This window comes from Pseudomonas sp. Sample_24 (assembly GCF_004307605.1).
Classification (GTDB): Bacteria; Pseudomonadota; Gammaproteobacteria; order Pseudomonadales; family Pseudomonadaceae; genus Aquipseudomonas.
Genome location: NZ_RCNW01000102.1, coordinates 1 through 11,549 on the forward strand (window position 1 = coordinate 1; position 11,549 = coordinate 11,549).

At 59.8% G+C, this 11,549-nt stretch carries 12 protein-coding genes; 7 read left to right on the forward strand and 5 right to left on the reverse strand.

The features are described 5' to 3' along the window. Positions 1–30: 30 nt before the first annotated feature. On the forward strand, positions 31–1,647 hold the full coding sequence (gene nadB / locus D8V06_RS04910) for an L-aspartate oxidase (RefSeq protein ID WP_056856021.1): 1,617 nt from the start codon (positions 31–33) through the stop codon (positions 1,645–1,647). Here the strand turns inward: nadB and D8V06_RS04915 are convergent. Continuing rightward, complete coding sequence (locus tag D8V06_RS04915) at positions 1,616–2,068, reverse strand: protein YgfX (RefSeq protein ID WP_130930541.1); 453 nt, start codon at positions 2,066–2,068, stop codon at positions 1,616–1,618. The two genes, nadB and D8V06_RS04915, sit on opposite strands and share 32 nt — an antisense overlap. Then, a complete protein-coding gene (locus D8V06_RS04920; protein ID WP_056856022.1) occupies positions 2,052–2,306 on the reverse strand; it encodes a succinate dehydrogenase assembly factor 2 in 255 nt (84 codons plus the stop codon). Before D8V06_RS04920 ends, D8V06_RS04915 begins: the two co-directional genes overlap by 17 nt. Positions 2,307–2,456: 150 nt before the next feature. On the opposite strand from D8V06_RS04920, the gene D8V06_RS04925 reads away from it, so the two are divergent. Together D8V06_RS04925 and D8V06_RS04930 are read left to right on the forward strand one after the other, a co-directional pair. Further along, the gene (locus D8V06_RS04925) at positions 2,457–3,398 is read left to right on the forward strand and encodes a folate-binding protein YgfZ (protein ID WP_056856023.1); all 942 of its coding nucleotides are present in this window, start codon (positions 2,457–2,459) and stop codon (positions 3,396–3,398) included. A gap of 35 nt (positions 3,399–3,433) precedes the next feature. Further along, on the forward strand, positions 3,434–4,255 hold the full coding sequence (locus D8V06_RS04930; RefSeq protein WP_056856024.1) for an HDOD domain-containing protein: 822 nt from the start codon (positions 3,434–3,436) through the stop codon (positions 4,253–4,255). A gap of 89 nt (positions 4,256–4,344) precedes the next feature. Here D8V06_RS04930 and D8V06_RS04935 read toward each other — a convergent pair whose 3' ends face one another. Both D8V06_RS04935 and D8V06_RS04940 read right to left on the reverse strand, forming a co-directional pair. Further along, positions 4,345–5,733, reverse strand: a complete 1,389-nt coding sequence (locus tag D8V06_RS04935; RefSeq protein ID WP_130906110.1) for a sensor histidine kinase — start codon at positions 5,731–5,733, stop codon at positions 4,345–4,347. Continuing rightward, complete coding sequence (locus D8V06_RS04940) at positions 5,726–6,397, reverse strand: response regulator (protein ID WP_056856026.1); 672 nt, start codon at positions 6,395–6,397, stop codon at positions 5,726–5,728. Before D8V06_RS04940 ends, D8V06_RS04935 begins: the two co-directional genes overlap by 8 nt. Positions 6,398–6,790: 393 nt before the next feature. Between D8V06_RS04940 and D8V06_RS04945 the strand changes: the two genes are divergently transcribed. Genes D8V06_RS04945 through D8V06_RS04960 form a run of 4 tightly spaced genes read left to right on the forward strand, consistent with a single transcriptional unit; the run spans position 6,791 to position 10,834 of the window. Then, a complete protein-coding gene (locus D8V06_RS04945) occupies positions 6,791–7,768 on the forward strand; it encodes a tripartite tricarboxylate transporter substrate binding protein (protein ID WP_056856027.1) in 978 nt (325 codons plus the stop codon). Between the two features lie 58 nt (positions 7,769–7,826). After that, the gene (locus D8V06_RS04950) at positions 7,827–8,285 is read left to right on the forward strand and encodes a tripartite tricarboxylate transporter TctB family protein (protein ID WP_056856028.1); all 459 of its coding nucleotides are present in this window, start codon (positions 7,827–7,829) and stop codon (positions 8,283–8,285) included. Between the two features lies 1 nt (position 8,286). Further along, positions 8,287–9,801 (forward strand): tripartite tricarboxylate transporter permease, encoded by a 1,515-nt coding sequence (locus D8V06_RS04955; protein WP_056856029.1) that lies wholly within the window; start codon positions 8,287–8,289, stop codon positions 9,799–9,801. Then, positions 9,794–10,834 carry an AbrB family transcriptional regulator gene (locus tag D8V06_RS04960; RefSeq protein ID WP_130906109.1) on the forward strand — a complete coding sequence of 347 codons (1,041 nt, stop codon included), beginning with the start codon at positions 9,794–9,796 and terminating at the stop codon, positions 10,832–10,834. The genes D8V06_RS04955 and D8V06_RS04960 overlap by 8 nt, the downstream gene beginning before the upstream one ends. 155 nt (positions 10,835–10,989) lie before the next feature. Here D8V06_RS04960 and ung read toward each other — a convergent pair. Next, positions 10,990–11,549 (reverse strand): uracil-DNA glycosylase (gene ung, locus D8V06_RS04965; protein WP_130930542.1); only part of this gene is annotated, 560 nt, incomplete at its 5' end.

Below are 11,549 nucleotides of genomic sequence, written 5' to 3' on the forward strand. Positions count from 1 at the left end.
GACCCGGGTCGCTTTGAGCGGAATCCTGAAATGAGCCAACAGTTTCAACACGATGTTCTGGTAATTGGCAGCGGTGCTGCCGGCTTGAGCCTGGCGCTGACCTTGCCCGGTCATTTGCGCATCGCTGTCCTGAGCAAAGGCGACCTCGCCAATGGCTCGACATTCTGGGCGCAGGGCGGTGTCGCTGCGGTACTGGATGACACCGATACCGTCGAGTCCCATGTCGATGACACCCTGAATGCCGGCGGCGGCTTGTGTCACGAAGACGCCGTACGCTTCACTGTCGAGCACAGTAAAGAGGCGATTCAATGGCTGATCGACCAAGGCGTACCCTTTACTCGTGATGAGCAATCGACTGTTGAGGACGGCGGATTCGAGTTCCATCTGACCCGCGAAGGTGGACACAGTCATCGACGTATCATCCACGCCGCCGATGCTACCGGTGCGGCGATTTTCAGAACCTTGCTGACCCAGGCCAGGCAACGGCCGAACATCGAACTGCTGGAACAGCGCGTCGCCGTCGATCTGATCACCGAAAAACGCCTGGGCCTTGAAGGCGACCGTTGCCTGGGCGCTTACGTGCTCAATCGTGGTACCGGAGAAGTCGATACCTATGGCGCCCGTTTCGTGATCCTCGCGTCCGGTGGCGCAGCCAAGGTCTACCTTTATACCAGCAACCCCGATGGTGCCTGTGGTGATGGCATTGCCATGGCCTGGCGCTCGGGATGCCGGGTGGCGAACCTGGAATTCAACCAGTTCCACCCGACTTGTCTGTACCACCCGCAGGCCAAGAGTTTCCTGATCACCGAAGCCCTTCGCGGCGAAGGCGCGCATTTGAAGCTGCCTAATGGCGAACGCTTCATGCAGCGATTCGATCCCCGCGCCGAATTGGCGCCCCGGGACATCGTCGCACGGGCCATCGACCATGAGATGAAACGCCTGGGCATTGACTGCGTATATCTGGACATCAGCCACAAATCAGAAGACTTCATCAAGACGCACTTCCCGACTGTCTACGAGCGCTGCCTGGAATTTTCCATCGACATCACCAAGCAACCGATCCCGGTGGTTCCGGCCGCGCATTACACCTGCGGCGGCGTTATGGTCGACCAGCAAGGTCGCACCGACGTACCCGGGCTGTACGCGATTGGCGAAACCAGCTTCACCGGCCTGCATGGCGCCAACCGCATGGCCAGCAACTCACTGCTGGAGTGCTTTGTCTACGCGCGCTCGGCGGCTGCGGACATCATTGAGCAGTTGCCGCAGATTTCTGCCCCCATCGCCCTGCCCGCCTGGGATGCGAGCCAGGTAACGGATTCCGATGAAGACGTGATCATTGCGCACAACTGGGATGAGTTGCGTCGGTTCATGTGGGACTACGTCGGCATTGTGCGCACCAACAAGCGTCTGCAACGGGCCCAACACCGGGTGCGGTTGCTGCTCGATGAAATCGACGAGTTCTACAGCAACTATAAAGTCAGCCGCGACCTGATCGAGTTGCGCAACCTGGCTCAGGTGGCCGAATTGATGATTCTGTCAGCCATGGAGCGTAAAGAAAGTCGCGGTCTGCATTACACCCTCGACTATCCGAACATGTTGCCAGTGGCGCTGGACACTATTCTGGTGCCGCCCACCTACGCCGACTGAATTTGAGCCGAACCCGCAGGCGTCGGTGTATATCCGCCGCCTGCGAATCCCGGGGTACGCAAATGGCCCGGATCCGTCGCTCACCTTGCAGGCGAAAACGCAGCACCACCACCCAGGGCAGTGCCAAACTATCGGGCCGCAGCTGCACCGATTGCCACCCCGCCGCCCGATTCCATAACTGCCAGCCATCGGCATCGCGACGCAAGCCCAAAAACGCTTGTGGGTGTGTCAGCAGAATCTGGCGTGGCAGTACCCGAATGCCATGGAGCAGGCAGCACAAAGCACCCGACAGACTGGCCCAGAGCGGTAATTCAAGAAGAAGCAACGAACCCAGTGCGAACAACTGGGAAAAAACGTAAGCCGCCAGCAACTGCCGCGAGGCATGCCAGCGGCATTCGAAAGAATTACTTGGGCTGGACACGATCCAGGATCATGCGAACCATGCGCTGAAGCTCCGGATCTTCCGATTCGTTGCGCTCCATGAACCAGCCGAACATGTCCTGATCCTCGCATTCCAGCAAGCGGACGTACAACGCACGATCCACCTCGTTCAGACTTGCGTAAACCTCTTTCACAAACGGCACCAGCAACACGTCAAGTTCAAGCATGCCGCGGCGGCTGTGCCAGTAGAGGCGATTCAGTTCAACATCTTCGACCATGGAGCGCTCCTCAAATAGGCCGCAAGTATACAGCCCCGCGCTTCGCCGAACAGTCGGCTTTGGTCGGGCACCGGCGATCTTTTGTGAACTACCCATTTCGAAGGCGCCCCCTTATCATGTCCCCCAGACTCTTTAACCCTGCGATGACCCATGGCCGATTCTGCTTTTTTCTGCACGCTGTCTCATGAAGGTGTTCTGGCGGTCCGCGGCGCGGACGCCGGCAAGTTCCTGCAAGGCCAATTGACCTGCAACCTCAATTACCTGAGCGACACACAGTCCAGCCTCGGCGCGCGCTGTACCCAGAAAGGCCGGATGCAATCGAGCTTCCGTATCCTGCTCGAAGGTGACGGCGTGTTGCTGGCCATGGCCAGTGAATTGCTGGAACCTCAACTGGCGGACCTGAAAAAATACGCTGTGTTCTCCAAGTCCAAGCTGACTGACGAAAGTGCTGCCTGGATTCGTTTCGGCATCGAGCATGGCGATGCTGCAATAAAGAGCCTCGGACTTGACCTGCCGGCAGAAACCGACAGTGTTGTGCGTCACGACGGTTTGATCGCCATTCGCATCTCACCCGAGCGTGCCGAACTCTGGGTCGCTGCCGATCAAGCCGACAGCATTAAGGGCAAGCTGTCCGCCATGCTGGCCGAAAGCGACTTGAATCAGTGGCTGCTGGGCCAGGTCCGTGCAGGGATCGGCCAGGTCATGCCCGGTACCCGCGAGCTGTTCATTCCGCAGATGCTCAATCTGCAAGCTGTCGGTGGCGTGAGTTTCAAAAAAGGCTGTTACACCGGTCAGGAAATCGTTGCCCGGATGCAGTACCTGGGCAAACTCAAGCGTCGACTCTATCGCGTGAAACTGGATGCCAGCGACCTGCCTGAGCCCGGTACCCAACTGTTCTCCCCAAGTCACAACAGTTCAATCGGTGAAGTGGTGCTGGCAGCCCGTGGCGAAAACCACATTGAACTGTTGGCCGTATTGCAAGCCGAAGCTGCAGAAGGTGGCGATATTCATGTGGGTGCAATTGACGGCCCTGCGCTGCACTTGCTCGACCTGCCTTATCAACTGGACCGTGACCGCGAAATCCAGCGTTGAACGCAGTACTTTTTTGCGACACCTAGAGAAACTAAATGATTGAGCTGGCGGAAAAGGTCCAACAGGATTTGGTTGAGGCCATCGATAACGATGACCTGGTTCTGCCGACATTACCGGAAGTGGCGTTGCAGATTCGCAAGGCCGCTGAAGACCCGGAAATCAGTATCAGCAGTTTGAGCAAAGTCATCGGCCGTGATACGGCGCTGTCGGCGCGCCTGATCAAAGTGGTCAACAGCCCGCTGCTACGCGCAACCCAGGAAGTCACTGATCTGCACACGGCAATCACCCGCCTGGGCATCAACTACAGCAGCAATCTGGCGATTGGCCTGGTCATGGAGCAGATTTTCCATGCCCGCTCCGAGGTGGTGGAACAGAAAATGCGCGATGTCTGGCGCAAGAGCCTGGAAATCGCCGGCGTCAGTTATGCGCTGTGCCGCAGCTACACCCAGCTCAAACCCGATCAGGCAGCCCTTGGCGGACTGGTGCATCAAATCGGTGTGTTGCCGATCCTGACGTATGCCGAAGACCACTACGAACTGTTGTCCGATCCGGTCAGCCTCAACCATGTGATCGAGCGCATTCATCCGCTGCTCGGCGACAAACTTCTGAGGGTCTGGGAGTTTCCGGAATTGCTGGTACAGGTGCCACTGCTGTATCAGAACTTCAAGCGCCAATCAGCCCAGATCGATTATGTCGACTTGGTGCAAGTTGCCAGCCTGTATTGCCACAAAGATACCGATCACCCGATTTCACGCATCGATCCTTTCAGCGTTCCGGCCTTCGTCAAACTCGGGATCGATCCGGACAACAAGGCTATGTGTGCTGATTTGGAAGAAACGCGCTCGATGTTTTACTGAAAGCTGCGCGGGCAAGCCTCGCTCCTACACGATTACCACCGTCCTGCAGGAGCGAGGCTTGCCCGCGAACACTTCCAGAACAGATGCGATCACTCCCCGGCAATGAAACTCACCCGAACTTTCAACCCTGCATGCTCACCATCATGCAGGCTGATCTGCGCCAGGTGTGCGCGGCAGATCTCGCCGACAATCGCCAGTCCCAAACCTGATCCGGCCACTTGCTGGTTGCGTCGATAAAAACGTTCGAATACTCGCTCGCGCTCAGCCAGCGGTATTCCGGGGCCATCGTCCTCGACTTCCAGTACCGCTGGTGCCGAGACTCTCAAAATAACGTTGCCGCCCGGCGGCGTGTGGGCCAGTGCGTTGTCCACCAGATTGCTCAACAACTCGTTAAGCAGGGTCGGCTCCCCACGCAACCAGACCGGCTCGTCCGCCTCCAGCGCCAGCGCTACGCCGCGTTTGTGGGCCAGCGGCGCCATGGCCATGCCAAGCTCTCGCGCCAATTGACTGAGATCGAGCAATTGCGCGCCGCCCTCGGCAATCGCCCGGGCACCGTTTTCGACCCGCGCCAGCGAGAGCAGTTGGTTAGCCAGATGAGTCAGGCGATCTGTGCCCTGCGCCGCGGTTTCCAGTGTGCTGCGCCAGGTTTGTGGCTCGTCCGAACGCAAGCCCAGCTCAAGCCGCGCCTTGAGCGCCGCCAACGGGGTGCGCAGCTCGTGGGCGGCATCGGCAATGAATTGCGCCTGACGCTCGAATTGTCCACGCAGACGTTCGGTAAAGTGATTGAGCGCACGCACCAACGGCCACAATTCGTGTTGCACTTCAACCAGCGGCAACGGCCGCAGATCATCGGGCTGACGCTCCTCGACCGCCGTGCGCAAGCGCTCCAGCGGACGCAGTGCGGCGCTCACCGCGAACCAGACGATCATCAGCGCCCCGACGGCCAACATGCCCAGACGCAGCAAAGTGTCTGCCGCCAGGCTGCGAGCCATGCTTACCCGCGCTTCATCGGTTTCCGCCACGCGGATTTCCGCCATGCCGTTCATGTTAGGTTCGCTGACAGCCTTGAGCAGGCTGACGACCCGCACGTTCTGCCCCCGATACGTCGCGTTATAGAACCGCGCCAGCGCCGGGTAATCATCGGTGCGCGGAGTTCCGGGCGGAGGAGCCGGAAGGTTTTCGTAGCCGGAAATCAGGTTTTGATGGATATCGTTGACCAAATAGAAAATCCGCCCGGCACTGTCGTAGGCGAAGGTGTCGAGGGCCACGTAGGGCACGTCGAGACTCAGAGAGCCATCGCGCTCGGAGAGACCCGCAGCGATGGTCCGCGCCGAGGCCAGCAGCGTTCGGTCATAGGCGGTATCGGCGGCCTCGCGACCGTTCCAGTACGCGCTCAAACCACTGGCCAGCATCAATACCACCAGCAGCAATGCCAGATTCCACAGCAACCGCCAGCGCAGACTGCTGGGTTTATGCATCGCGGCTTTCCAGCAAATAGCCGAGGCCGCGGAAGGTCACGATGGCAACCGGTTGGCCGTCGAGTTTTTTGCGCAAACGGTGCACATAGATTTCGATGGCGTCGGGGCTGGCCTCTTCGTCGAGGCCGAACACCTGGGAGGCCAGTTGCTCCTTGCTCATCACCCGCCCCGGACGGGCGATCAGTGCCTCAAGCACAGCTTGCTCGCGCGAGGTCAGGGTCAGCAGCTCCTCGGCGAGCGTGAAGCGCCGGGTCTCCAGATCGTAGGCCAGCACGCCGCAGCGTTGCAGGCGTTCACCACCCAGCACACTGCGGCGCAGCAGGGCCTTGACCCGCGCTTCGAGCTCGGTCAACTCGAACGGTTTGGCCAGGTAATCATCGGCGCCAAGGTTGAGGCCATGCACCCGATCCTTCACGTCGCTGCGCGCCGTCAGCATCAACACCGGCAGATTCTTGCCCCTTGCGCGCAAGCGTGCGAGGACTTCGAAGCCGTCCATGCGCGGCAATCCGACATCGAGGATTGCCATGGCGTATTCCTCGCTGCCCAACGCCAGATCGGCCGCCACGCCGTCGTGCAGCACATCCACGGTCAAACCGGTGCTCTTGAGCGCCTGGGCGACACTTTCGGCGAGCTGCAGATGGTCTTCGACGAGCAGAACACGCATGGATCTTTTCCTCATTCAGGGATGGTCGACACCATTCTTTGGCGCGGAGTTTACAGCGGCATCCGTCGCTGTGAAGCCTGAACAACCGTGAAAGTCTTCTGAAAGGTTAGCGAAAGGTTGGGCCGTTAGAGTCGGGCGACGGATGGTTTCGTCTGCCTGCCATCCAATCGTGCTTTGAAATGTAGCTCCCGAAAAACGCCTCGATGCGTTTTCGACAATAAGAACAATAACCGAGGTACCCAATCATGTTGTCGAACCAACATCAGGCTTGCACGCCCCGCCCCATCGCTCACTCCCCATCGTATACCTTCGCCAGCGCCGAACCCGGCTGCACGGCGCGTAACTGCCGCACCTGAATCATCCCCAAAAACAAAAACTCCTGTGGAGACAAAAATGAATCGATCAATGCGCCGTCTCGCCCTCGCCGCCAGCTGCATGCTGTTCGCCGGTCAACTGATGGCCGAACCCAAACGTCCGGAATGCATCGCTCCGGCCTCCCCGGGTGGTGGTTTCGACCTGACCTGCAAACTGGCACAGAGCGCGCTGGTCAATGAAAAATTGCTGACCAAGCCCATGCGTGTGACCTACATGCCCGGCGGTGTCGGCGCGGTGGCTTACAACGCGGTGGTCGCCCAACGCCCGGCCGATGCCGGCACGCTGGTGGCATGGTCCAGTGGTTCGCTATTGAACCTGGCACAAGGCAAGTTCGGGCGTTTCGATGAAACCAATGTGCGCTGGCTCGCCGCTGTCGGCACCAGCTACGGTGCCATCGCGGTGAAAAGCGATTCGCCCTACAAGACGCTCGACGATCTGGTGCAGGCTCTAAAAAAAGATCCGAGCAAAGTGGTGATCGGTTCCGGCGGCACCGTGGGCAGCCAGGACTGGATGCAAACCGCGCTGATCGCCAAAGCCGCCGGGATCAACCCGCGTGACCTGCGTTACGTCGCCCTCGAAGGCGGCGGAGAAATCGCCACCGCCCTGCTCGGTGGTCATATCCAGGTCGGCAGCACCGACATCTCCGACTCCATGCCGCACATCCAGAGCGGCGACATGCGCCTGCTGGCGGTGTTCTCCGACAAGCGCCTGGACGAGCCGGAAATGAAAGACATTCCTACCGCTCGCGAACAAGGCTACGACATCGTCTGGCCAGTGGTTCGTGGTTTCTACCTGGGGCCGAAAGTCAGCGACGAAGACTACGCCTGGTGGAAGGACTCCTTCGACAAACTGCTCGCTTCACCCGAGTTCGCCAAGCTGCGCGATCAGCGTGAGCTGTTCCCGTTCGCCATGACCGGCCCGGAACTGGACACCTACGTGAAGAAGCAGGTCGCGGACTACAAAGTGCTGGCCAAAGAGTTCGGCCTGATCCAGTGATCGCCTCTGTCTAGTGGCCGCGACTCCGTTTGGCGGAGTCGCGGCACAGGAGTTCCTCATGCTCTTACAACGCATTTTTGCTTCGGTGCTGTTGCTGGTCTGCCTGAGCCTGGTGGCGATGGCCCTACCTTATCAGGCACCTTTTTCCTACGAGCCGATCGGCCCGCGGGCCTTTCCGCTGTTGATGCTCGGGCTGATGGGCCTGGCGCTGGTTTACATGGTGTATCGCCCCTCGCCAATCAAGCACACCGATGAAGATCCGCCGATGGATCGCGAGACCTTGACCAAGATTGCTGTCTGCGTGCTGTTGCTGCTGGTTTTCGCCGGGCTGTTCGAACCCTTGGGCTTCATCCTCAGCAGCATGCTGGTTGGGATTCCGCTGGCCCGCCTGTACGGCGGACGCTGGTTGCCGGGAGCAGTCATCATCAGCTTGATGAGCGTCGGCCTGTACCTGCTGTTCGACAAAGTCATGGACGTGCCACTGCCACTGGGCCTGCTCGACGTTCTGGAGAACTGATATGGATACGCTTGGTTATTTGAGTCACGGCTTCGGTGTCGCGCTAACCCCTTACAACCTGGTGACTGCACTGAGCGGCACATTGATTGGCACCGTTGTCGGTCTGCTTCCCGGCCTGGGTCCGATCAACGGGGTGGCGCTACTGATCCCGATCGCGTTTGCATTGGGTCTGCCACCAGAGTCGGCACTGATCCTTCTGGCGGCGGTTTACCTGGGTTGCGAATATGGCGGTCGGATCAGTTCGATCCTGTTGAACATCCCGGGCGAAGCCTCGACCGTCATGACCACCCTCGATGGCTATCCGATGGCCCGCCAGGGTCTGGCCGGAGTGGCGTTGTCTCTATCGGCATGGAGTTCGTTCATCGGCGCCTTCATCGCCACCTGCGGGATGGTGGTGTTCGCGCCCATGCTGGCGAAGTGGGCGATCGCCTTCGGCCCCGCGGAATACTTCGTGCTGATGGTGTTTGCGATTGTCTGCCTTGGCGGCATGGCGGGTGATCGGCCGCTCAAGACGTTTATCGCGGCGCTGATCGGCCTGTTCCTGTCGACCGTCGGAATTGATGCCAACAGCGGTGTGTACCGGTTCACCGGCGACAACATCCACCTCACCGACGGCATTCAATTCGTGGTGCTGGTGCTGGGTCTGTTCTCCATCAGCGAAATCCTGTTGCTGCTGGAAAAGACCCACCGTGGCCAGGAAGCCTTCCAGGCGACCGGCCGGATGCTGTTCAACTTCAAGGAAGCCGCTTCGGTGTTCTGGGTGAACATGCGTTGCGGGGTGCTCGGCTTCATCATGGGCGTGCTGCCGGGGGCTGGTGCGACGCTGGCCAGCGCCGTGGCCTACATGACCGAGAAACGCATCGCAGGCCCCGGCGGAAAATTCGGTCAAGGCGACAAGCGTGGCCTGGCTGCACCGGAAACCGCCATTGGCGCAGAGGCTTGCGGTGCTCTGGTGCCGATGCTGACGCTTGGCGTTCCCGGCTCGGGCACTACGGCAGTTATGATTGGCGCGCTATCGCTGTACAACATCACGCCCGGCCCGCTGCTGTTTCAGCAGCAACCGGACATCGTCTGGGGGCTGATTGCTTCTTTGTTCATCGCCAACATCATGCTGGTAATCCTGAACATCCCGATGATTCGCATCTTCACCAAAATCCTTGCCGTACCGAACTGGGCGCTGGTGCCGATGATCGCCATCATCACCGCCATTGGCGTGTACGCCGTACACGCCACGACCTTCGATCTGTTCCTGATGATCGGCATCGGTATTTTCGGTTACATCCTGCGCAAGCTGGACTTCCCGTTATCGCCGGTTTTGCTGGGTTTCATCCTCGGTGGTTTGATGGAGCAGAATCTTCGTCGGGCTTTGTCGATTTCCAACGGTTCGCTGGATATTCTCTGGTCGAGCGGTATCACCGTCGGTGTCTGGGGGTTGATCGTGGTCATGTTGCTGGTGCCGATTGTACGCATCTGGCGCAAGCGCTCCGTTGCGCAACGCGCTATCGCCGATGTCTGATCGGTCCCCCTTCAAGCTTTGGTGGGGAACCCCGCTGGTCGGCCTGCTGGGCGGTTATCTCGCCAGCCAGGTCGGCTGGCCTTTGCCGTGGATGGTCGGCTCGTTGCTGGCGATCATCCTCGTGCGCTGCCTGACGCCGTGGCAACTGGCCGAAATCCCTGGCGGACGCAAGTGCGGCCAGTGGATCGTCGGCATCGGTATTGGCCTGCACTTCACCCCGGTGGTGATGGAACAGGTACTGAGTCATTTCGGTTTGATTTTCTTTGGTGCGTTGGTGACCAGCCTGTCGGCCGTGGTCGGTGTCTGGTTGATGCGGCGTACCGGTGAAGATCGCGCCACCGCATTTTTCTCCAGCATGCCGGGCGGCTCCGGGGAGATGGTCAACCTCGGCGCCCGCAACGGCGCAGTGCTCAGCCGTGTTGCGGCGGGACAGAGCCTGCGCGTGCTGGTCGTCGTACTGTGTGTCCCGGCAGCGTTCAAATACCTGATGGGCGACGGTGCGCCGATTTCCCACGCTGGCAGCATCGATTGGCGCTGGCTGGCGATTCTGTTTCCCGCAGGAGCGTTGGCGGCCTGGATTTGGGAGCGCCTGCGTCAACCCAATCCGTGGCTGTTCGGACCGTTGCTGGTCAGTGCGGCGGTGAGTATCGGTTGGGATTTGCACATCGGCTTGCCCAACGGCGGCAGCCAGATCGGCCAATGGTTGATCGGCAGCGGTCTGGGCTGTCACTTCAACCGGCAGTTTTTCCGTCGCGCGCCTTCATTCATGGGCCGGACCTTGATCGGCACGGTGTTGACCATGTTGATCGCCACGGCAGCGGCACTGGGCTTGAGTGCGCTGACCCACCTGGATCTGCGTTCGCTGACGTTGGGCATGATGCCGGGCGGGATTGCCGAAATGAGCCTGACGGCGGAGACCCTGCAATTGTCGGTGCCGCTGGTGACGGCGATGCAGGTGATGCGGTTGTTGTTTGTGTTGTTTCTGGCGGAGCCGTTGTTCAAGTATTGGAACCGAAACCCGGATTCAGACTGATGGACCTGTGGCGAGGGAGCTTGCTCCCGTTCGGCTGCGCAGCAGCCGTAGATCCTGCTTATGCGGTGTGCATATAGAATCTGGATGTAGACAGGGGCTGCTGCGCAGCCCAGCGGGAGCAAGCTCCCTCGCCACAAGGGCCCGTGGGGCAATCATCAAATTGGCGGTAACCGCCACTCGATCGGCGTCTCGCCATTCTGCTCGAGAAACTTGTTGGTTCGGCTGAAGTGCCCGCAACCAAGAAACCCGCGATAGGCCGACAGCGGAGACGGGTGCACCGAGGTCAACACCAGATGTTTGGTGGCGTCGATCAGCTTCTGTTTGCTCTGCGCATGAGCGCCCCACAGCATGAACACCAGGTGCGGCTGCTGCTGGCTGACCACTTCGATGATCCGATCGGTGAAAAACTGCCAGCCCTTGTCCTTGTGCGCATTGGCGTTGGCGCGCTCGACAGTCATGGTGGTGTTGAGCATCAGTACGCCCTGCTCGGCCCAACTCTGTAGATAACCGTGGTTGGGGATGTCGATGTTCAGGTCACGCTTCAACTCTTTGTAGATGTTCACCAGCGAGGGCGGCGCCGGTACGCCCGGTTGCACCGAGAAACACAAACCATGGGCCTGGCCCGGGCCGTGGTACGGGTCCTGGCCGAGAATCACGACTTTGACCTTGTCCAGCGGCGTGGAATTGAGTGCGTTGAAAATCATCGGACCCGGTG

What these genes read in the sequence shown, in the direction of transcription:
- nadB (WP_056856021.1), top strand. Translation starts at nt 31, where the DNA reads ATGAGCCAACAGTTTCAACACGATGTTCTGGTAATTGGCAGCGGTGCT.
- D8V06_RS04920 (WP_056856022.1), bottom strand. Translation starts at nt 2,306, where the DNA reads ATGGTCGAAGATGTTGAACTGAATCGCCTCTACTGGCACAGCCGCCGC.
- D8V06_RS04925 (WP_056856023.1), top strand. Translation starts at nt 2,457, where the DNA reads ATGGCCGATTCTGCTTTTTTCTGCACGCTGTCTCATGAAGGTGTTCTG.
- D8V06_RS04930 (WP_056856024.1), top strand. Translation starts at nt 3,434, where the DNA reads ATGATTGAGCTGGCGGAAAAGGTCCAACAGGATTTGGTTGAGGCCATC.
- D8V06_RS04935 (WP_130906110.1), bottom strand. Translation starts at nt 5,733, where the DNA reads ATGCATAAACCCAGCAGTCTGCGCTGGCGGTTGCTGTGGAATCTGGCA.
- D8V06_RS04940 (WP_056856026.1), bottom strand. Translation starts at nt 6,397, where the DNA reads ATGCGTGTTCTGCTCGTCGAAGACCATCTGCAGCTCGCCGAAAGTGTC.
- D8V06_RS04945 (WP_056856027.1), top strand. Translation starts at nt 6,791, where the DNA reads ATGAATCGATCAATGCGCCGTCTCGCCCTCGCCGCCAGCTGCATGCTG.
- D8V06_RS04950 (WP_056856028.1), top strand. Translation starts at nt 7,827, where the DNA reads ATGCTCTTACAACGCATTTTTGCTTCGGTGCTGTTGCTGGTCTGCCTG.
- D8V06_RS04955 (WP_056856029.1), top strand. Translation starts at nt 8,287, where the DNA reads ATGGATACGCTTGGTTATTTGAGTCACGGCTTCGGTGTCGCGCTAACC.
- D8V06_RS04960 (WP_130906109.1), top strand. Translation starts at nt 9,794, where the DNA reads ATGTCTGATCGGTCCCCCTTCAAGCTTTGGTGGGGAACCCCGCTGGTC.